Genomic DNA, 22,231 nt, shown 5'->3' with positions numbered 1-22,231 from the left:
TTCAGGTTCAGTTCACTGGAGATTCCGTCATGGCGAGAAAGTCATTTATGTTGGTCAACATTGGAGGTAGCAAAACCTGTAGAATAATTAATTTTCCAAGCAGACTAACGGCTTTCTCGGGGTTGGCGACGATCCTTACACCGTGAGCCCCTCCTCTACTACAGCTTACTTAGACCGACTAGAAGAAAAGTGACACCTGAATTAAGAGTGGCGAGGAACAGGCTAGATAACAGAGCAACATCGGTTATTGGCAATCGGTTACTCATTAGAAGAACTGTGAAAATATAGCCAGAAATGTAGCATCAGGGCCGTTAGGTGGTTTTTGTTGGAGTATGAGGATTGCAATTTCGCGGCTAAAGCCGCTCCTATATCAAAGGTAAATTCCCGCTCAAAAGCATTCGGAAATGACTGATAATCAACAAAAAATATAATCAAGCTTCATCAATAGCTAACTCTCATCTGGTACTCGAACCCAGCCTTCCATCAATATTCTGGCACTGCGGCTCATGGATACCTTAGTGACTGTCCATTGACCATCGACTTGTTCTGCTGCTGCACCCACTTTCAATGTACCCGAAGGGTGACCAAAACATACTGAGTCCGCTTGGCTTTCTGTTTTAATAAGAGTGCCAGAGTTCGCAGCTAGGTTTACTAAGGTGCCGGGGATGACAGCTGCCGTGCCTATGGCAACTGCAGCGGTGCCCATCATGGCGTGATGCAGTTTGCCCATGGAGAGGGCCCGTACATTGAAATCTATGTGCGAGTACTCAACCAGCTTACCACTGGATGAGGTATAACTGCTTGCTGGCGAGACAAAGGCAATCTTGGGTGTATGTTGACGAGATTGCGCCTCATCAACATGGGCGATTAGGCCCATTTTGACTGCACCTATGGCGCGCAGCGATTCAAACATCTCCAGAGCTTTAACATCACCGTTTATTGCTTCTTGCAACTCATCACCGCGATAGCCGATATCCTCAGCATTGACGAAGATGGTCGGAATACCGGCATTGATCATGGTGGCAGCTATTTTTTTTGGCTCAAGGCTGTTTCTAGGCTCAGGGCTGTTATCGAGCTCAGGGCTGTTATTAAAAACACCAGCAGGTAAGCTTATCTCATCGACTAGATTACCCGTTGGAAACATGCCAGGCTCCCCTTCTTTGGGCTTATCTGCAGGGTCAATAAAATCGACACCTATTTCAGCGGCCGGGAAGGTCACACCATCGAGTTCAAAATCACCCGTTTCCTGCACTTCACCATTGATGATAGGCACATGGGCAATAATGGTCTTACTGATATTAGTCTGCCAAATTCGTATTACGGCTATACCCTTTTCCGGAATACGGCTGGCATCAACAAGGCCTGCATGAATGGCGAAAGCGCCGACAGCGGCGGACAAATTTCCGCAGTTGCCACTCCAATCGACAAAGGCCTTATCAATCGCCACTTGGCCGAATAGATAATCCACATCGTGATCGGCCTGAGTGCTTTTCGATAATATGACCGTTTTGCTGGTGCTTGAGGTTGCACCTCCCATGCCATCAGTCTGTTTACCGTAAGGATCTGGGCTGCCGATAACACGTAGAAGCAGTGCATCACGGGCCGCCCCAGCTACCTGCGCCACCTGTGGCAAATCAGTTAGCGAGAAGAACACGCCCTTACTGGTGCCGCCACGCATATAGGTTGCTGGCACTTTTATTTGTGGTAAATGTACTTTGTTACTTGTCATAAATTCTACCATTGCAATGCTAATTGGTTCTTATTGGAAACAGGTGAGATAAAGCCAGAGCACAGTGACTAGGGCTTTATATCGTTACAAAGATGAGTTTCGATGACATGGCCAAAAATGTTCCATACATTTTTCGGCATTCCCTACATCCATATAGGTCAGATGTCATCGCAAAGCCTTTATCAACCCCGCTTACAATTCACTATGTTAATTCACATTTGAGTCAAGAAAATCTTGGGCGAAGCGCTGTAGGATCCCACCTGCTTCATAGATTGTCACTTCCTCTGCAGTATCTAGGCGGCACTTCACTGGGACTTCAACTTGCTCACCATTTTTACCTGTGATGATTAGCGTCAATACCGCTCCAGGCGTGCGCTCGCCAATCACATCGTAGATTTCGCTGCCGTCGATACCGTAGGAGTGACGGTTATTTCCACCGGTAAACTCCACGGGTAATACCCCCATGCCCACCAAGTTAGTGCGATGAATACGCTCAAAACCTTCGGCGACAATCACTTCGACGCCGGCAAGACGTACACCTTTGGCGGCCCAATCACGACTCGAACCTTGGCCATAGTCGGCTCCGGCAATAATGACCAAAGGCTGCTTACGCGCCATATAGGTCTCGATAGCTTCCCACATGCGAGACTCAATCCCTTCGGGTTCAATACGCGTGAGTGAGCCTTGCTTAACCTCTGCTTTGCCATTTTTACCGAGCTGAGTCACCATCTCATTAAACAGCTTAGGGTTAGCAAAAGTAGCGCGTTGGGTCGTTAAATGATCGCCCCTATGGGTCGCATAGGAGTTAAAGTCAACTTCCGGTAGCCCCATCTTATCCAGATAAGCTCCGGCGGCGCTTTCGAGCATGATGGCGTTCGAGGGAGACAGATGATCGGTAGTGATGTTGTCACCAAGCACAGCCAGAGGACGCATGCCCTTCATGGTACGCTCGCCCGCGAGTGCGCCTTCCCAATAAGGAGGTCTGCGGATATAAGTACTCTGTGGACGCCAATCATATAGCGGATCGTTGTCACTGCCGTACTCGACTTTAATATCGAACATAGGCTCATAGACCTTACGGAACTGCTCAGGTTTAACACTTTGAGCAATGACCTTATCTATCTCTTCATCACTGGGCCAGATATCTTTCAAGGTCACATCATTGCCCTGGCTATCTTTGCCGAGCACATCTTTTTCGATATCGAAGCGAATGGTACCGGCAATGGCGTAGGCGACAACCAGAGGAGGTGACGCTAAGAAGGCTTGTTTGGCATAGGGATGGATACGACCATCGAAATTTCGATTGCCCGAAAGCACCGCCGTGGTGTACAAATCTCTGTCGATCACTTCTTTTTGAATCACAGGATCTAACGCGCCGCTCATGCCGTTACAGGTGGTACAGGCGAAACCTACGATACCGAAACCCAATTGCTCCAACTCTGACAACAACTTGGCATCTTCAAGGTACAACTGCACGGCTTTGGAGCCTGGTGCCAGCGAGGTTTTCACCCAAGGCTTACGGGTCAAGCCTTTGGCATTGGCATTACGGGCGATAAGGCCAGCTGCAATAACATTGCGGGGGTTTGACGTGTTAGTACAGCTGGTGATGGCGGCGATAATACAGGCACCATCTGGCATCAAGTCTTTGCCATCGGCATCTTGACTCATATCGAAATGACCACTGATCCCCTTCTTGGCAAGATCACTTGTCGACACACGGCGGTGGGGATTAGAAGGTCCGGCGATGTTACGGCCAACCGATGACAAGTCAAAATGCAGTACTCGCTCATACTCGGCATCTTTTAGCGTGTCGGCCCACAAACCAGCATGTTTGGCATAGTTTTCGACCAGTTTTACCTGGCTATCATCCCTGCCTGTCAGCTTAAGATAATCTATGGTCATCTCGTCGATATAGAACATGGCGGCAGTGGCGCCAAATTCCGGGGTCATGTTAGAAATCGTGGCGCGATCGCCCAATGTCAGCGCCCTGGCGCCTTCGCCATAGAACTCTAAATAGGTCGATACGACTTTTTCACCACGCAAGAACTCAGTTATCGCCAGCACGATATCCGTCGCGGTGATCCCACTCTGACGTTTACCCACCAGCTCGACTCCGACAATATCTGGCACACGCATGTAAGAAGGACGTCCCAGCATGACACTTTCAGCTTCTAAGCCGCCCACGCCTATGGCGATAACCCCAAGGGCATCTACATGTGGCGTGTGACTGTCGGTGCCGACTAAGGTATCGGGAAATGCCACCCCATCGCGGGACTGGATAACGGGAGACATCTTTTCTAGGTTGATCTGATGCATGATGCCGTTACCGGGCTGAATAACATCTATATTTTTAAATGCCGTTTTAGTCCAGTTGATAAAGTGGAATCTGTCATCGTTGCGCCTGTCTTCGATGGCGCGGTTCTTCTCGAAGGCATCTTTCTCAAATCCGGCGTGCTCCACCGCTAAGGAATGGTCGACAATCAGCTGAGTCGGCACCACGGGATTGACTTTAGACGGGTCGCCGCCCTTGGCGGCAATGGCATCACGCAGACCAGCCAGATCGACTAGCGCCGTCTGGCCAAGAATATCGTGGCACACCACACGGGCCGGATACCAGGGAAAATCCAGATCTTGCTTACGCTCGATAATCTGTTTGAGTGAGTCGGTCAGCTTAGCAGGCTCGCAGCGACGAACCAGATTCTCGGCGTAAACACGAGAGCAATAAGGCAGCTTGCGGTATGCACCCGGGCTGATAGCATCAACGGCAGCCTCTGTATCGAAGTAATCGAGTTTACTGCTGGGTAGAGATTTACGGTATTGGGTATTCATCTTTATTTACTCAATTAGCGGGAAGCTAGGTCCGAGTTCCTAGAACCTAGGAACTCGGACCTAGCTTCTGGCGCTTATCTTGTTTCGATTGGCGTCACTTTACGTGGCTCGCTGCCGGTGTAATCGGCGCTCGGGCGAATGATGCGGTTATTGGTGCGTTGCTCCATCACATGAGCCGCCCAGCCAGTTAAGCGTGAACAGACAAAGATTGGGGTAAACAATTTAGTAGGAATACCCATGAAGTGATAAGCCGATGCATGGAAAAAATCCGCATTACAAAACAGCTTCTTGCTGTCCCACATAAACTCTTCACAGGCGACGGAGATATCGTAAAGGCTGGTATCACCATTCTCCTGCGCTAGCTTCTCAGACCAGGCCTTGATGATCACGTTGCGTGGATCTGACGTGCGATAAATAGCATGACCGAAGCCCATGATCTTCTCTTTACGCTCAAGCATGCCCGCCATCTGCACCTTGGCATCGGCAGGAGAGCTAAAACTCTGGATCATGTCCATTGCCGCCTCATTCGCGCCGCCATGCAGTGGACCGCGCAAGGTGCCTATGGCTCCAGTAATACAAGAGAACATGTCAGACAGGGTCGATGCACAGACACGAGCGGTAAAGGTCGAAGCATTAAACTCATGCTCCGCATAGAGGATGAGCGACACATCCATCACGCGGCGATGCTGCTCAGAGGGGGCTTTACCATTGAGAAGGTGGAGGAAATGACCGCCGATAGAGGCTTCATCGGTGACGCAATCTATCTCGACGCCTTCATGGGAGAATTTGTACCAATAACACATGATGGCCGGAAATGCGGCGAGGAGACGATTGGCGGCGCGATTTTGCTCAGAAAAGTCATTCTCTGGCTCTAAGTTACCTAGGAAAGAACAACCGGTGCGCATCACATCCATAGGGTGTGCATCTTGAGGTATGCGCTGCAACACCTCTTTAAGTGCCTGAGGCAGATCACGCAGGGTACTAAGCTCGGCCTTGTAAGTCTCGAGTTGATCCACCGTAGGCAGTTCGCCATTAAACAGCAGGTAGGCGACCTCTTCGAAGCTGGTATTATCGGCCAAATCTGACACATCATAGCCACAATATGTTAAGCCGCTGCCAGATTTACCCACGGTACAAAGGCTAGTTTCACCGGCGCTCTGACCACGTAGTCCTGCACCACTCAGTTTTTTATCTACCATTGCTCTTTCCTCTATTTGTTTTTGTGACCTCGCCTCTGCATTTCCTTCACAGAGTTTTGATAACGGGTCATCTATTTTTATCATGCTTTATGTAAGGTTTTATGACGCTCACTCTCCCTGGCAAGGTCACTATTGCTAAACACTCGCCAGGCTTATCTCTTTTTAACGATTATTAAACTATTTGTTCTTGCCTTCGCTAAAGAGCACATCTAACTTCTGCTCATAGGCGTGGTACCCCAGATAATCATAGAGTTCCATGCGAGTCTGCATTTTGTCGGTAACCGCCTTCTGATCGCCATCTTTTAGAATCGTTTCATAGACCATTTCAGCCGCCTTATTCATGGCCCTAAATGCCGATAGCGGATAAAGCACCATGGCACAACCCCACTCACCCAGCTGCTCTTTATTCCATAACTCGGTCTGACCAAACTCGGTAATATTGGCCAGGATAGGCACATCTAATGCCTCGGTAAAGGCGCGATAATGCTCCTCTGTTTTCACCGCCTCGGCGAAGATGCCGTCGGCACCGGCGGCAACATAGGCTTTAGCACGCGCGATGGCAGCCGCTAATCCCTCTTGGGCGAAGGAGTCGGTACGCGCCATGATGAAGAAATCGGGATCCGTGCGAGCATCCACAGCCGATTTGATTCTATCGACCATCTCTTCAGTCGAGACGATCTCCTTATTAGGCCTATGACCACAGCGCTTCTGGGCAACCTGATCTTCCATGTGCACGGCTGCCGCTCCCGCCTTCTCCATATCACGTATGGTTTTAGCTATGTTGAACGCCCCACCCCAACCGGTATCGATATCCACCATTAAAGGCAGGTCACAGGCTGATGTGATGCGTTGTACATCGACAATCACATCATTTAGCGAGGTCATGCCTAAGTCGGGTAAGCCGTATGAAGCATTCGCTACGCCGCCCCCGGAAAGATAGATGGCCTGATGACCTATCTGTTTTGCCATCATGGCCGTGTACGCATTGATGGTGCCCACTATCTGCAAGGGGGCGTTGTCTGCTAATGCCTGGCGAAACTTTTTACCTGCGCTCATGCTTTCCTCTCTTTATTAATGCTTAATACCATTCCATATAAGTATCTGGTTAGTTCAGAGACTCTCAGTGCGGGTTTCAAAGCCCTTTATGCTACGTTGAATGTTTTCGATATAGAATAACTATTAGCTTCAAACATTCGCCTTGCCTACAGCGCTTTGAACTCCCGCTGAATGATCAGATACTTAAGCGGAATGGTATAATACCTAAAACGCCCGAGGCCGCCTTGATTAACGACTTTGGGCTAAATTCTTCTCAATATTGTTCTTCGAATACATGATGTGACGACGCATCAAGATCTCAGCCAGCTCCTCATCACGATTGGAAATGGCCTGTACTATATGTTTATGTTCATCGAATGCCGTGGTAACCCTAGGTCCCGCCATGCCAAGTTGCACACGATACATGCGCACCAGATGATAAATGCCATTGATGAGCATGGAGATAAGGTGTTTATTCTTGCTACCGAGAATGATGCGGTAATGAAAATCGACATCACCAGCTTCCTGGTAATAGGACTCGCCGCCTTTGACTTCATCAAAATGGGAATTTAACAGTTGGTTGAGATCATCTATCTCAGTGGTGCTCATGTTTTTTGCCGCTAACCTTGCCGCCATACCCTCGAGCGATTCGCGAACCTGGTATAACTCAATCAAACCCTCTGTGGATAATGAAACCACTCGGGCGCCAACGTTGGCTTTACGCTCGACGATATGACATGAAGCTAATCGATTGATCGCTTCACGAATGATGGCACGGCTGACGGTATATTTTGTCGACAACTCTGTTTCACTCAGCTTGGCCCCCGAAGGGATCTCTCCTTCAACAATATCTTGCCTTAGCTGAATAAAGGTCTTATCTGCCGCAGTAACAGGCTGTTCGGTGAAAAATGTCATACGTTAACTAGGACTTCTTTTACATTGGATTGTCGACAATATAGTCAAATCTTATGGATTGGTCAAACATAAACCAGTAGATTGTCGACAAAATATCTGTGGTAGCAAGTTTACATCTAGCAGAAAATCCCATTCCCCCCGTCCAGACGGCTCACTTTTCAACCTAAGCAGAGGACTCCCCTTAAAGATGTTACAAATGACTGTAATAAAACCATCAAGCACGGCTTTGCCTATAGGGTCGCCTATGAGACAATCGGGCCATGAAAATTTATGCCCATATTCACAAGGCCCCCATACGCGTTTTTCGCATAGGCAGAAAGCGATTCTGGATCCGTTTAAAACGCGACATGCTTATTTTGAAAGATGCATTGTCTCAGGAGAAACAGGAGACCAAAGATATGTTGGTCACCTATAAACGTTACACAAAGAAGCAGGCCAGCCGTGAAGAGCTAGCCGAGGCCAATAAGCAATTCGGTGATCTGTTAAAGGGATTAGGCTTGGGCGTGTTTGCCGTGCTGCCGTTCGCCCCGCTGACCATACCTCTGGTGGTCAAACTTGGAAAGATGGTAGGCGTAGATGTGCTACCAAGTTCATTTAACAATCTTTCCAGAAAGAGAAAGAAACGCTCCGAAAAATTGGCTGAAAATGAAAAATAGCTAACGTCGTTTTAAATCCCCCAACCCTCAATATTCCCCACCTCTACGCTTACTGACCTTTAACCCGCTTTAATTGCCTGTTACCCTGTTAGACAATAAAAATAACCCTCCTCAAATTGATACAAGCAGCGAGCACGAGTCCAACATGACTGAATTATTGATCTCAGGTGCCCTTGGCACCCCTCTCACTATCTTACACACAGATGCATACTCAACTTGGCTAGCCGAGCAAGACACTCAGACGACAAACTGGCTGGCTACGACTCAGTTTGACGGAAAAGGCATGAGCCTGATCCCAAACGGCGCAGGTGAACTCTCTCAAGCCATTTATGTGAGCTCCGAGCTAGACTCCTATTGGTTATGCGGCGATCTGGTAAACCAGCTACCTGCCGGCCGCTACACCATCCAGGGCAGCGAAGAGCAAATCAAAGTCGCGGCATTTAGCTGGGGTCTCGGTGCATATAAATTCGACCGTTATAAGCACAATGACAAAGTTTATCCTCAACTGGTATTGCCAACTCAGGCTCAGGCTGACGAAGTGAAAAAACTGGTGCGCTCCGTTGCTATTGTTCGCGATCTAGTCAATACGCCAGCTGCAGATATGATGCCTCAGCACTTGGGTGAGATTATGGAGAATTTGGCCAGTGAATTTGGTGCAAGCATCACTCAAATCGTTGGCGATGAGCTGCTCGAACAAAACTATCCAACTATCCACATGGTGGGCCGTGCAAGTGAAAACCTGCCACGCCTGATCGATATGACCTGGGGTGATGAAAATGCACCTAAAGTGACTTTAGTCGGTAAAGGTGTGTGTTTCGACTCCGGCGGACTGGATCTGAAACCCGGTGCAGGCATGCGTTTGATGAAAAAAGACATGGGCGGCGCCGCTCACGTTATCGGCCTGGCTCACCAGATCATGGCGAGCAACTTACCTATACGTTTACGCGTATTGGTACCGGCAGTCGAAAATGCAGTATCGGCAAATGCTTTCCGCCCAGGTGATGTGATTAAGACCCGCAAAGGCATCACGGTCGAAATTGATAATACCGATGCCGAAGGCCGCTTAGTGTTATGTGATGCATTAGCCGAAGCCAACAATGACAAGCCTGAGCTGATGATAGATTTCGCTACACTCACTGGCGCAATGCGCATCGCCCTAGGCACCGAGCTTCCCGGTTTCTTCAGTAACGATGATCAAGTGGCAGCCGATATGACTCAGTCAGGCCTCAAGGTACAAGATCCTATCTGGCGCATGCCACTGCACAAGCCATACCTGGAACTCACCGGCAGTGACATTGCCGATTTAGCCAACTGTGGCCGTGTTCCTCAAGGTGGTGCCATCACAGCAGCACTTTATCTCGAAGCCTTCGTCGATGAAAATATTAGCTGGTCTCACTTCGATGTGATGGCCTGGAACACGCGTAAGCTTCCCGGCCGTCCAGTCGGTGGCGAAGCCTTCGGCATCCGCGCCGTATTCGATTACCTGCAGACACGTTTTTCAAAGTAAAATGGCTTTAGGAACTAGATTCTAGAATCTAGGAACTTTTTAGGCGCTAGCTGAGCTATTGTTGACATCCCTCTTACACCATCCCTGGTGTCCGGGGATAACTACATCCCTGTACAAAAAAGCCCGAACTCAGTTCGGGCTTTTTTGTACAATCTGTTTAAGCCTGGTCAGGCTTAGGTGTCAGCTTACGCATCAACACCTTTACTTCTGAGGAACTCATCATAAGTTCCCTTGAAGTCATTGATGCCATCTTTAGTCATTTCTATGATGCGGTTAGCAACCGATGAAACGAAGGCACGGTCATGACTGACAAAAATCAAGGTACCTTGGTAAATCTCCAGAGCATTGTTCAATGACTCGATAGATTCCATGTCCATGTGGTTTGTTGGCTCATCCATCACCAAAATATTTGGCTTCTGCATGATAAGCTTGCCGAATAACATACGGCCCTTCTCACCACCCGAGAGTACCTTAACCGACTTCTTGATGTCATCAGAGCTGAACAGCATGCGACCCAAGTAACCACGAACCGACTGGTCGTCATCTTCAGGCTTACGCCACTGGCTCATCCACTCAAACAAGGTCATGTCATTTTCAAAATCTGACTCATGATCTTGGGCATAGTAACCGATAGCTGAATTCTCAGACCATTGAATGGTACCGCTATCCTGAGGAATATCATGGGTCAAGGTACGCAGTAAGGTTGTCTTACCGATACCGTTCTCACCTAAGATGGCGATACGCTCACCCACTTCAACCATAAGGTTTAGCTTGTTGAACAGTGGCTCATCGAAGCCCTTGCTTAGCTCTTCGACGATCAAAGCATTACGGAACAATTTTTTCTCTTGCTCGAAACGAATAAACGGATTAACACGACTCGAGGCTTTCACTTCATCAATCTTGATCTTATCGATAAGCTTTGCACGTGAGGTGGCCTGCTTAGCCTTAGATGCGTTAGCAGAGAAACGAGCAACGAAGCCCTGAAGCTCGGCAATTTGCGCCTTCTTCTTAGCATTATCAGACATCAAGCGTTCACGGGATTGTTGAGCTGCCATCATGTACTCATCATAGTTACCCGGGAAAATACGCAGCTCACCGTAATCGAGATCCGCCATATGGGTACAGACTGAGTTTAAGAAATATCTATCGTGAGAGATGATGATCATAGTGCTGTTACGCTGGTTCAGCATCTCTTGCAACCAACGAATGGTATCTATGTCCAAGTTGTTGGTTGGTTCGTCGAGTAGCAATACATCAGGATCAGAGAACAGGGCTTGTGCCAGCAAGATTCGAAGTTTGAAACCCGGCGCAATTGCGCTCATAAGACCAAAGTGTTGATCAACAGGAATGCCCACTCCCATCAGGAGTTCACCGGCACGAGATTCGGCTGTGTAACCATCCATCTCGGCAAATTCCATCTCTAGATCGGCAACCTTGATACCATCTTCTTCTGTCATTTCAGGCAGAGAGTAGATACGATCACGCTCTTTCTTGACTTCCCAAAGCTGTTCGTGGCCCATGATAACGGTATCGATCACGCTGAACTCTTCATAACCAAACTGGTTCTGACTCAGTTTACCGATACGCTCGTTGATATCCAGAGAGACATTACCCGCAGTCGGCTCAAGATCGCTACCCAAGATCTTCATAAAGGTTGACTTACCACAGCCGTTCGCGCCGATCAGACCATAACGGTTGCCGCCGCCGAATTTAACTGAGATGTTTTCAAACAGTGGCTTAGCGCCAAACTGCATGGTGATATTAGCTGTAGTAATCAAGTGTTAGATCCCAAAATTTGTTATGCGATTTGATGTATAAACGAGCAAAATTAAGCGCGATATTATAGCCAGCAGTCCACAAACAATCAACTAAAAGCGAACCAGCTTACGACGAGAATTTACCGTTACAGCAAGATATGATGAAAGGAACCCGAACAGATTTTATTCGGGTTCCTCAGACAACAAGCATTTAACTCATTACTTGTTCAACTTCACATGTCTTAGCCTGTTAGCGTTAGTCACTACTGTTAATGAGGATAAAGCCATCGCGGCTCCTGCTATCACAGGACTCAGTAATATTCCGGTTAGAGGGAATAGAACTCCAGCGGCGACTGGTATGCCTAAAGAATTATAGATAAACGCGCCGAACAGATTCTGCTTAATGTTCCTCATGCTGGCGTTAGCCAAGGCAAAGGTATCGGCCAACACTGACAATCGTCCAGTTAGTAAGGTCAAATCGGCACTCTCGATGGCGACTTCGGTGCCATCTCCCATGGCGATACCCACATCGGCACTCATTAAAGCGGGGGCATCATTGATACCATCTCCTACCATGGCGACGACTTCTCCACTTTCTTTGAGTTCGATAATCTTAGCCTGTTTCTGCTCGGGCAAGACTCCGGCAATGACTTCATCTATGCCCACTTCATCGGCAACGGCCTGCACCGTCTCTTGCTTGTCGCCGCTGAGTAATATCACCCGTTTACCGGCACGCTTGAGCGCGGCAATAGCTTCTTTGGCATCGGGTTTCACCGGATCACTGATGGCAATAACACCGACTAAGCGTCCGCCTTGTGCCACATAAACCGGAGTTTTACCAAGCTGGGCCAAGGTCTGAACCTCATCTTGTAAAGCGTCTACACCCGATATGCCCTCCATGACCATCAAGCTCATATTGCCTATGGCCAGCTCGACGCCAGAGACTATGCCCACTATGCCCTTTCCCTGAATATTGTTGAAACGTTCGGGTTCTACCAAGCTTAGCTCTCGCGTCTTGGCTTCATCCAGCATAGCCTGGGCCAATGGGTGCTCAGAATGTTGTTCCAGACTCGCCACCAGGAATAAGAGCTGCTCAGATGCAGAGGACTCACCACCACTTTCACCGTCACTGCCACCATCAAGCAAGCGAATGTCGGTTACCGATGGCTTACCCGATGTGATAGTGCCAGTCTTGTCCAGCACCACACAGGTCACCTTACTCGCAGTTTGCAAAGCCTCACCATTCTTAATCAAGACGCCCATCTGTGCGGCTCGTCCGACAGATACCATGATAGACATAGGTGTCGCTAATCCCAGGGCACAAGGGCAAGCTATGATAAGCACGCTTGTTAACACCACTAGCGCATGTGATATCTGAGGCGCAGGTCCCGCTAAATACCACACCACTGATGCGACCAGGGCAATAATCACCACCACAGGGACAAAGTACGCCGATATCTTATCCGTGAGTCTGCCTATGGGCATTTTTGATGTTTGTGCCTGCTGAACCAGGTCGATGATTTTCGATAGACGAGTATCGGTTAACCCAGCAGTCACGCGGTAGATGATGCTGCCATTGCCGTTGACGGTGCCAGCACTGAGCGTATCGCCAATGTTTTTAGACACAGGAATAGGCTCACCGGTTAACATGGACTCATTAAGATTCGACTCTCCACTCAATACTTCGCCGTCCAAGGCGACTCGACTGCCAGGTTGTAGTCTCAACTGGTCGCCGATCTGTATTTGCGCTATTTCGACCTCCTCATCTCCAGAGTCGGTCAGCCTTATTGCGGTCGTGGATTGTAATCCTATGAGGCGCTGAACCGCTTCACTGGTCTTGCCCTTAGCCCTGAGTTCCAGCGCATGGCCCAAGTTAATCAAACCCAGAATCATCACACTGGCTTCAAAGTACACATGACGGGTTTCGGCTGGAAACCAGGAAGGCATAATTACCACCAACATAGAATAGGCCCATGCTGTGGTAGTGCCGAGCACAATTAAGGTGTCCATGTTGGCGCTGCGCGCCTTAAGTGCACGCCACATCCCTTTATAGAAGTGCCCGCCTGTGGTCACGAGTAAGATAAAGGTGATGATCCCCATAACTCCCCAAGCCAATTGCTGACTGGGATTATTCACCATCATCTCACCGCCCAATAGCCCCCATAACATCATAGGTACACCTAAACCCAATCCCAACATAGATTGGATGATACGGGTGCGGTACTCGACTCGCTCAGCCTGGATTTTCTTCTCACTGGCTAGCTTGGCATCCAGCACGAGTTCGCTGTCGTAACCAACACTTGCTACGGTCACTATAGCGAGTTCACTGCTGATATCCCCTTGAATCTGTACCTGCTTATCGGCCAAGTTAACCCGTGCAGACACATCTGGGAGTGATAATTTTTCGAACGCACCTTCAATTTTAGCCACACAACTGGCGCAGTTCATTTGAGGTACATATAAAGTCATGCTATTGATATTTTTCATAATCATTGATTCCCCATACTCAAACAATTGAGTCTCGATCAAGGCTATTTAAGTAAGTTATTAAAATAGGTTGTTCCCATTTTACTGCACTTAGGTTAATGTCTCCCCTAATGGGAGAGTCAAAGCTTTATTGTAAATTTAATACACTTTGTTGAATTTGACTCTCACTCGTTTACTTTTGAGCACACTGTGATTGGTATTAAATGACATAAGAGGCTTATGATGAAAATTGGTGAAGTAGCAAAAAAGACTGGTCTATCGGTTAAGAGTATTCGTTATTACCACGACATAGGTCTTATCTGCGCCGCACGTGGGGAAAATGGCTACAGAGAATATGATAAACCTCAGATCGACTCCCTTAACTTTATCAGTCACAGTCGCGACTTAGGTTTCTCTTTAGATGATTGCCGCTCTCTGCTCGACCTTAAACTCAATCAAGACAGAGATGCCGAAGATGTAAAACGTTTAGCTAAGACTCATCTGCAGATGGTGAGTAATAGAATAACCAAGTTGAAGGAGCTCGAGAGCCAATTAAAGCATCTGATTAAGGATTGTCGCGGCGGCCATCAACCGGACTGTGCCATACTGAGCGGACTCAGTGAATAGTCTGGCTAACCCACAAACTTGATGGCCTGTTTTATTAAATAGCTCGCCCCTGATTCCTAACAGATCAATCTAATGCCGGCATTTAGTGTTTTTTTAGCCGGTGAACATTCTCAATTTTCAATGTAGGAACATCACCTGCGGGAGTGAACCCAAATACCTTGCCATAAAAATACAGCTCGGCTTCGATAGCGGTCATTTGATTTACCGGATCCCTCAAATTATGCCCCTCGCCCTCGAATTCGAGATAGGCTACGGGGACCCCTCGCGCTTTGAGTTTGTTAAATACCTCTGTGGATTGCTTAGCCAATACCACGGGGTCATCACCTCCCTGAATTAACAACAAGGGCTCATTTAGCCTGTCGAGGTGATGTAATGGAGAGCGTTCACGATACACGTTATTTTCGGCTGAATTTTTACCAACCAGCAATTCTAAATAACTGGACTCAAACTTATGAGCATCTCGGCTCAATACTTCCATATCACTGATACCAGCATAGCTCACACCAGCTTTAAATGTATCGTAGAACACCAGTGCCGAAAATACGGTAAGTCCTCCGGCGCTAGAGCCTCTAATCGCAAGCTTAGTGCCATCAACCCAGCCCTTGTTGACCAAGTATCCGGCCGCCCGCACGGCGTCCTCCACATCGGCGACGCCCCATTTTCCATAGAGGCTTTGACGATAGGCTCGTCCAAAACCAGAGCTGCCACGATAATTGAGATCCAGCACAGCAAAACCACGACTGGTCCAAAACTGAATATCACGCCTAAATGCCAAACTGGCTTTTGCAGTTGGTCCACCATGCAACATGACCAGCAAGGGGGGCCTAGAGTCTCTGAGGCCAATGAAGTCAGGATTTCTCGCGCCATAAAAATATCCATAGATAGTGACACCGTCACTGGATTTCAGGCTGACACTTACGGCTCTGGAGATATAATTAGGATCGACTGTCGCAAGTTCCGGTGAGTAGATAAGCGCCACCCCTCGTCCTTTCACCTTATAGATCCCTTTTTCCGGAGTCACTTTAGCCCCGACGAAGTAGATACCGTCTTCCCCCTTCACCACCTGAGATATCTCGCCGAAATCCACGGCAATGGGCTCGGTGATACCGGTATCGAGAAAAATTCTAATCAGTGAAGCTTGTCCTTTATCGCTGTAACTGGCGATAATGGTATTCTCTGACTCGAAGGCATAATTATGATTACCCAGCTTCCAGTCAGGTACTGCAAACTCGGCATCTTTATCCAGCACTTGCTCCAACTCGCCCTCGGAACTGATGCGATACAAGTTCCACCAATTGTCAAAATCGGCCACGAAGTAGAGCTGACCACTAGGGCTAAATGATACTTGTGTAATGGAGCCATTTTTATCGGACAATAATCGCTTGGGATTATGCACCCCACCTTTAGGAGCGAGTTCGCCTATCCAAAGCTCAGTATTATCCCAGGGCATATTCGGATGTTGCCAGGCAATCCAAGCCAATGTCTTCATATCCGGTGATACCCTGGGCGATGAATAGAAATCATCCCCGTCGATTAGGATTTCACCTTCCCCGGCAAAGTTAAGATTAAGCGCCACTAGGCTTGAAGTCGGCTCTCCACTGTTTCTGTGGTCTTCACGCACACAGATGAGTCTTGATCCTTTTGAATACCGTACACAATCGGCATGACGAGTACCGGGCATAGTTAAAGGGACGGGCTCTTGGTTAGGCGCGAAGCGATAGAGCAGCTGATCTTCTGCTTTGGAGGCAAAAATACTCTGACCAATAGCAAGAAATGGCGAGCCGCCATATTCATGTACAGTAGATCTGACATCGAATGCCGAGCTCACCGCATCGCTCAACTTTGATCCAGTCTCCAAACGCTTGATGCCAATCTTGCCCTGGGCCGATGAGTCCGATTGAACAAAATAGAGGGCACCGTTGACGCTCTGTAATTCACCAAAATCATCTGATAAACCATAAACATCTTCCGCTGTTATCGGTGACAGCCAGCTGCCATAAGCCGCAATTTTAAGGCCACTTCGTTTATCAACTTTTTCAACATGATCCGGTTTACCACATGCTGCTAGAAAACATAGTAGTAACAATGACAATAAGGGAATAAAATAAAAATGGGGTCTCACTGTTGGCTCCTGTTTCCATAAATAGGTAATCATTATTTTCGAGTTAATTTCTGCTTAAACCATAAAAGAACCGCTAACTGTCTGGTCTGAGTCAGGCCAAAATAGATACAAATCCAGGGAGACAGGAGAAGGTACCATGGCAAAGCCGATGTATCATTGCCCTTGAACATCAAGTAGAAGAAACCCGAATAGATAACGATCAAGCCCACGCCCCCCACCAGCAACATCAAATTTCTTGCCGTTTTTTCCAGCCAGACCATCTTTTTATCGAACATCAACTCAGCTTTCCCCCATAGATTAACATTGAACATTATCACGTATCATAAGCACATATGTAAGTTCTTGTATAAGTGTAATTGTTAAAGCCTGTCACAGGGATAAATACAGATCTTAACGAATGAATCGAGAGCAACAAAAAACGGGCCTAAGCCCGTTTTATTATTTATCATACTTGTCTTAGAAATTAGAGCCTAGGAACTCGTTCCCAGGCTCTAGACACTCGAGTCTATATACGTATGCCACCATCAATCTCGAAGACACGGCCGTTAACATAATCGTTCTCTATGATGAACTTAACCGTCGATGATATCTCGCTAGGTTGACCCAGACGGCCAACTGGCACCATTTTCTCCATACGTGCTAGCGCTTCAGGCTTCATCGCAGCCGTCATTTCAGTTTCAATCACACCCGGCGCTACCGCGGCGCTACGAATATTGTATCTTGCCAACTCTTTCGCCCAGCCAACAGACATAGCAGCCACACCCGCTTTAGAAGCCGAATAGTTAGTCTGGCCCATATTGCCTGCCTTGGCTAAGCTGGAGATGTTGATGATCACGCCTTCTTGCTTAGATTCGATCATAGCAACCGCAGCTTCACGTCCACAGAGGAATGAGCCGGTTAAATTGACGTTAATCACCGCCTGAAATTGCTCATAGGACATACGGTCTGTCACCTTACCCTCTTTGGCTTTGACTAGCATGCCATCGGATAAGATCCCTGCATTGTTGATAAGCACATTCACTTGACCGAAATCTTCCAGAATGAAACCGAACCCCGCCACCACATCTTCTTCAGAGGTAATATCAAAGGCATAACCTTGTACTTCAGCTCTGTCGCCAATATCGGCGCAAGCACGTTCAAGCTTCTCTTGATCGACATCGATAAGGGCCAATTTAGCGCCAGCTTCGGCTAAATCCACCGCCATAGCCAAACCAAGTCCACCAGCACCGCCAGTAATTACCACTACCTTATCTTTTAAATCCATCGTGTTACCCTTTGCTTTTAATTTGTTGTAAATGAGAAAACTGTTCAAAAATACTAGAAAAATCTCGTGTGCCATTGCCTTGACGAGCATGGTTCACATATAAACTGCGTGCAAGCGCGCCCATTGGCGTACAGGAGTTAGTCAGTAATGCCGCCTCTTGGGATAGGCCAAGATCTTTAACCATAAGATCGACCATGAAACCGCCCTGATAATCATTCGACGACGGTACAGACTCCATCACACCCGGACAAGGATTATATTTATCTAGCGTCCAATTACCACCACTACTGACCTTCATTATCTCAGATAACACCTTAGGATCTAAGCCATGGTCAATTCCCATCTGCAGAGATTCGCTGGTGGCTATCATCAGCACTGACAAAAGCATGTTATTACAAATTTTGGCCACCTGACCGGCGCCCGGTCCACCAGCGTGTAAAATATTGGCACCCATATGACTCAGCACCTTAGAGGCTTGCTCAAACCCGCTGTCGCTGCCACCACAGATAAAGGTTAATGTCCCGGCCGCCGCGCCTGCTGTGCCACCCGATACGGGCGCATCGACAAACTCAAATCCTTTACTCGCTGCAACTTCGGCGACATGTTTAGCGCTCTGAGCATCTATGGTCGAACAATCGATCAATAAGGTCCCCTCGGCCACCACATCGAGCAAGCCCTTATCAGAGCTGCCTTCACCTAAGTAGAGCGAGCGAACATGTTTGCCGGCCGGCAGCATGGTTATTACCACATCTGCACCAGATGCAGCGCCGCAGGCACTCTTGGCCGCAAGCGCGCCAACGTCAGTAAGAGACTTCATCGCCTCGGGGACGAGATCGAACACCTTAACCATCACGCCTGATTTAACTAAATTGGCCGCCATAGGCGCGCCCATATGTCCCAATCCGATAAATGCGATACTTGTCATCTAACACTCCTTACCTAAAGTAAATTATTCCCCGAGACTCATTTCAATAGCGCTTACAACAGAGGCTCCTCCAACTGAGCTAAGGGGTGCGATGCTAAAGACCAAGGTGAACTCAGCATCTGCTCGATTAAGCTAGTGGGCACATCCGCCACTTGGTTAAATTTCCACTGGGGATTGCGATCTTTATCGATAAGCAGCGCCCTCACTCCTTCAGAGAAATCTCCCAGAGCACAGCAGTTCACACTCAAGCCAAGCTCAAATCTAAATATCTCAGCCAGACTAAAGTCTATACCTAAGTGCGCCTGGCGATAAATAAGTTGCAAGCTGATGGGGCTACCAGACAGCATGGTCTTGATGGGGCGCGCTAACCAAGACTCCTTAAGCTTAAGCTCGCCGACTCGAGCCATTATCTCGTTGAGCGAGCCCGACATCAGTGCATCAATGTCATCTTTATGAGTCTCGAGCTGCCCCTTGGCTAACCCTGCGCTCGCTTTGACTCCGGTGCGATTGAGTTCATCGCTCAGCAAGCTGTGATTAACCTCGGTATCATCTCCCCAATTCAGGCAGGCCAAGCTATCAAGCAAGGGCTGTTTATCATCATCTTGAATATAGTGATTAGCTATCCCAACGTATTTTGCATCGGCAGCATTCATGTTATAAGCCGTCAGTCCCAGAAACAAACCTAGCTTTCCCGGCATGCGATTAAGAAAGTAACTGCCACCAACATCGGGATACAGGCCTATGGTCACCTCAGGCATGGCGATACGTGAACGCTCGGTTACCACACGATGACTCGCCCCCATCATCAGGCCAAGCCCCCCTCCCATAACGATACCCGTTCCCCAAACTAAAATAGGTTTAGCATAGGTATCGATAAGATAATCGAGTCTATATTCCTGCTCAAAGAACTCTGTCGCCTGCTCGGTAAGTTCACCCGGCGTTGCAACAGATGCATAATAGATGGCCCTGACATCGCCGCCGGCGCAGAAGGCTTTCTCACCTGCACCATCTAACATCACCATGGCGATAGCATCATCATCTTGCCAGCGCGTAAGCTGCGCAAACATCAACTGCACCATCTCGAGGTTGATGGAATTAAGGGCTTGCTCCATATTCAGGGTCATCACCCCAATCTGCTTGCCAGAGGCTGTACCTAAGGTTTGAAATACCACACTATTGGTTGAATTCGTCATCAGCAGTTCTTCCAGTTAGCCTTACGCTTTTCTAAGAAAGCCGCAACCCCTTCTGCCTGATCTTGGGTATCAAACAGGTCCGCAAACAGCTCTCGCTCTATGGGTAAGGCTTGGTTTCTCGGCATATTTCGCCCGGCTTGGATCAGAGTCTTACAGGCTTTAATACTACTGGGGCTCTGCTTAGCCACCTTGGCGGCTAGCTGCATGGCCGCATCGAGAGAGGCTCCGGTGTCTACCTCCTCCTCGACCAGTTTTAGCTGCAGCGCTTGCTGTGCGCCCACTCGCTCACCACATAAGATCATTCGCTTAGCCCAGCCTTCTCCGATGAGCGCCGCCAGATTTTGCGTCCCCCCCGCACAAGGAAGCAGACCCACGGTCGCCTCGGGCAAGGCCATCACCGCCTGAGATTCGGCGATGCGTAGATCACAGGCCAGAGCCACTTCTAAACCGCCGCCCATGGCATAGCCATTGATTGCCGCGATTGAGACACCGCGAAATGCACTCAAGGCTTCGAACGCTTCACCGAAACACTTGGCCATATTGGCAGCATTCTCTTTATTGCCATCGGCAAACAACTTGAGATCGGCTCCGGCGGAGAAAAACTTGTCACCTTCACCAGTGATAACCAGGGCATAAATTTCCGGATTATCATTGAGTGCCTCCACCTTCTGCTTCAGCAGCTGCAGGCTCTGGGCTGTCCAGGTATTGGCCGGCGGATTGCTCATGGTGATCACTGCGGTATTGCCTACAATCTTCTCTATCAGGGCTGTCATCTGTTACTTCCTTTTATGAGTCTAATTACAAGATCTGTCCGGCGCTCTCATCGAGCAAACGTCTCGCAATAATCAAGCGCATGATCTCGTTAGTCCCTTCCAATATCTGGTGTACGCGCACATCACGCACATAGCGTTCTAAGGGATATTCACGTATGTAGCCATAGCCGCCGTGCAGCTGCAACGCCGCATCACAGACTTGAAAACCTATATCGGTAGCGAAGCGTTTCGCCATGGCGCAGTAGGCGGAGGCTTCCGGATCGCCACAATCGAGTTTAAAAGCCGCCAAACGCACTAGCTGTCTTGCCGCCACTAATTCAGTGGCCATGTCGGCGAGTTTAAATTGCAGCGCCTGAAACGTGGCGATAGGTTTGCCAAATTGCTTGCGCTCTTTCATATATTGAGTGGCGCGCTCAAGCGCCGCCTGAGCCGTCCCCACTGAGCAGGTGGCGATATTGATGCGTCCGCCATCTAGCCCCTTCATGGCGAAGGTGAAGCCTTGCCCCTCTTCACCTAATAGATTTGCTACCGGTACTCGCACTTGGCTGAAGGTGATCTCGCGGGTAGGTTGAGCGTTCCAGCCCATCTTATCTTCCGCCTTGCCATAGGTTACCCCTTTTGCATCGGCGGGGATCACTATGGCTGAGATGCCTTTAGGTCCGTCTTGTCCGGTGCGGCACATGACCACTAATAGCTCGGTCGCCCCCGCCCCTGAGATAAACATTTTAGTGCCGGAGATCACATACTCATCGCCCTCTCTCACCGCTTTGGTCTTAAGGGATGCAGCATCGCTGCCCGCGCCCGCTTCGGTTAAACAATAAGATGCCAGTTTCTGACCCGTGGTTAATGACTCGGACCACTCCTTTCTCAAGGTTTCGGTGCCAAAACTGGTCACCATCCAGGTCGCCATATTATGTATGGTCAACATGGCAGTGGTGGATGTACAACCCATGGATAGCTGCTCGAAGATAATCGATGAATCGAGACGTGACAGTCCCATGCCACCTTCACTTTCCGGCGAATACAGGGAGCAGAAACCCAGCTCTCCGGCGCGTTGAATGACATCTTTAGGGAAGTGGTGTTCTCTATCCCATTGAGCAGCAAATGGGGCGAGTTCGTCTTGTGAAAACTGTTGGGCTAGATCGGCAAATTGGCGCTGATCATCACTGAGGTTAAAATCCATCGATGTCTCCTACGGCACTTTTATAATAGAGCTCAAGCTCTTTGTTCTAAT

General features: G+C 48.6%; 17 protein-coding genes. 3 read left to right on the top strand and 14 right to left on the bottom strand.

What is annotated here, in order from left to right; genetic code table 11:
* Positions 1 to 448: 448 nt before the first annotated feature.
* The 5 genes from FS373_RS01680 to FS373_RS01660 form a co-directional block, all read right to left on the bottom strand.
* A complete protein-coding gene (locus tag FS373_RS01680) occupies positions 449 to 1,729 on the bottom strand; it encodes a PrpF domain-containing protein (RefSeq protein ID WP_152828914.1) in 1,281 nt (426 codons plus the stop codon).
* Positions 1,730 to 1,936: 207 nt separating this feature from the next.
* Positions 1,937 to 4,558, bottom strand: coding sequence for a Fe/S-dependent 2-methylisocitrate dehydratase AcnD (gene acnD / locus FS373_RS01675; RefSeq protein WP_152828913.1), 2,622 nt, complete (start codon positions 4,556 to 4,558; stop codon positions 1,937 to 1,939).
* A gap of 74 nt (positions 4,559 to 4,632) precedes the next feature.
* Positions 4,633 to 5,757 carry a 2-methylcitrate synthase gene (gene prpC, locus FS373_RS01670; protein WP_144047392.1) on the bottom strand — a complete coding sequence of 375 codons (1,125 nt, stop codon included), beginning with the start codon at positions 5,755 to 5,757 and terminating at the stop codon, positions 4,633 to 4,635.
* A gap of 177 nt (positions 5,758 to 5,934) precedes the next feature.
* The gene (gene prpB, locus FS373_RS01665; protein WP_152828912.1) at positions 5,935 to 6,813 is read right to left on the bottom strand and encodes a methylisocitrate lyase; all 879 of its coding nucleotides are present in this window, start codon (positions 6,811 to 6,813) and stop codon (positions 5,935 to 5,937) included.
* Between the two features lie 228 nt (positions 6,814 to 7,041).
* Complete coding sequence (locus FS373_RS01660) at positions 7,042 to 7,707, bottom strand: GntR family transcriptional regulator (protein ID WP_152828911.1); 666 nt, start codon at positions 7,705 to 7,707, stop codon at positions 7,042 to 7,044.
* Between the two features lie 260 nt (positions 7,708 to 7,967).
* On the opposite strand from FS373_RS01660, the gene FS373_RS01655 reads away from it, so the two are divergent.
* Positions 7,968 to 8,363 (top strand): LETM1 domain-containing protein, encoded by a 396-nt coding sequence (locus FS373_RS01655; RefSeq protein WP_144047394.1) that lies wholly within the window; start codon positions 7,968 to 7,970, stop codon positions 8,361 to 8,363.
* A gap of 145 nt (positions 8,364 to 8,508) precedes the next feature.
* A complete protein-coding gene (locus tag FS373_RS01650) occupies positions 8,509 to 9,870 on the top strand; it encodes a leucyl aminopeptidase family protein (RefSeq protein WP_144047395.1) in 1,362 nt (453 codons plus the stop codon).
* Between the two features lie 185 nt (positions 9,871 to 10,055).
* On the opposite strand, the gene FS373_RS01645 is transcribed toward FS373_RS01650, so the two are convergent.
* Positions 10,056 to 11,648 (bottom strand): ABC-F family ATPase, encoded by a 1,593-nt coding sequence (locus FS373_RS01645; RefSeq protein WP_144047396.1) that lies wholly within the window; start codon positions 11,646 to 11,648, stop codon positions 10,056 to 10,058.
* A gap of 198 nt (positions 11,649 to 11,846) precedes the next feature.
* Entirely contained in the window at positions 11,847 to 14,120 is a 2,274-nt protein-coding gene (locus tag FS373_RS01640; RefSeq protein WP_144047397.1) for a heavy metal translocating P-type ATPase, read from the bottom strand.
* Positions 14,121 to 14,336: 216 nt separating this feature from the next.
* Here FS373_RS01640 and FS373_RS01635 point away from each other — a divergent pair, with 216 nt between their 5' ends.
* On the top strand, positions 14,337 to 14,720 hold the full coding sequence (locus tag FS373_RS01635; RefSeq protein WP_144049053.1) for a MerR family DNA-binding protein: 384 nt from the start codon (positions 14,337 to 14,339) through the stop codon (positions 14,718 to 14,720).
* An 82-nt stretch (positions 14,721 to 14,802) separates the two neighbouring features.
* Here FS373_RS01635 and FS373_RS01630 read toward each other — a convergent pair whose 3' ends face one another.
* The 7 genes from FS373_RS01630 to FS373_RS01600 all read right to left on the bottom strand — a co-directional run bounded on the left by FS373_RS01630 (position 14,803) and on the right by FS373_RS01600 (position 22,180).
* Complete coding sequence (locus FS373_RS01630) at positions 14,803 to 16,875, bottom strand: prolyl oligopeptidase family serine peptidase (RefSeq protein WP_152828910.1); 2,073 nt, start codon at positions 16,873 to 16,875, stop codon at positions 14,803 to 14,805.
* Positions 16,875 to 17,153: a hypothetical protein gene (locus tag FS373_RS01625; protein WP_152828909.1), complete on the bottom strand. Its 279-nt coding sequence runs from the start codon at positions 17,151 to 17,153 to the stop codon at positions 16,875 to 16,877. Before FS373_RS01625 ends, FS373_RS01630 begins: the two co-directional genes overlap by 1 nt.
* 194 nt (positions 17,154 to 17,347) lie before the next feature.
* A complete protein-coding gene (locus FS373_RS01620) occupies positions 17,348 to 18,106 on the bottom strand; it encodes an SDR family oxidoreductase (RefSeq protein ID WP_152828908.1) in 759 nt (252 codons plus the stop codon).
* A 4-nt stretch (positions 18,107 to 18,110) separates the two neighbouring features.
* The gene (mmsB, locus tag FS373_RS01615; protein ID WP_144047400.1) at positions 18,111 to 19,031 is read right to left on the bottom strand and encodes a 3-hydroxyisobutyrate dehydrogenase; all 921 of its coding nucleotides are present in this window, start codon (positions 19,029 to 19,031) and stop codon (positions 18,111 to 18,113) included.
* A 53-nt stretch (positions 19,032 to 19,084) separates the two neighbouring features.
* A complete protein-coding gene (locus FS373_RS01610) occupies positions 19,085 to 20,224 on the bottom strand; it encodes an enoyl-CoA hydratase/isomerase family protein (RefSeq protein WP_152828907.1) in 1,140 nt (379 codons plus the stop codon).
* Positions 20,224 to 20,997, bottom strand: coding sequence for an enoyl-CoA hydratase (locus tag FS373_RS01605; RefSeq protein WP_152828906.1), 774 nt, complete (start codon positions 20,995 to 20,997; stop codon positions 20,224 to 20,226). The genes FS373_RS01610 and FS373_RS01605 overlap by 1 nt, the downstream gene beginning before the upstream one ends.
* Positions 20,998 to 21,022: 25 nt before the next feature.
* Complete coding sequence (locus tag FS373_RS01600; RefSeq protein WP_152828905.1) at positions 21,023 to 22,180, bottom strand: acyl-CoA dehydrogenase family protein; 1,158 nt, start codon at positions 22,178 to 22,180, stop codon at positions 21,023 to 21,025.
* Between the last annotated feature and the right edge of the window lie 51 nt (positions 22,181 to 22,231).

Source organism: Shewanella sp. YLB-07, assembly GCF_009377275.1.
The sequence above is the reverse complement of the archived record's forward strand: the minus strand, read 5'-3'. Positions and strand labels throughout refer to the sequence as shown.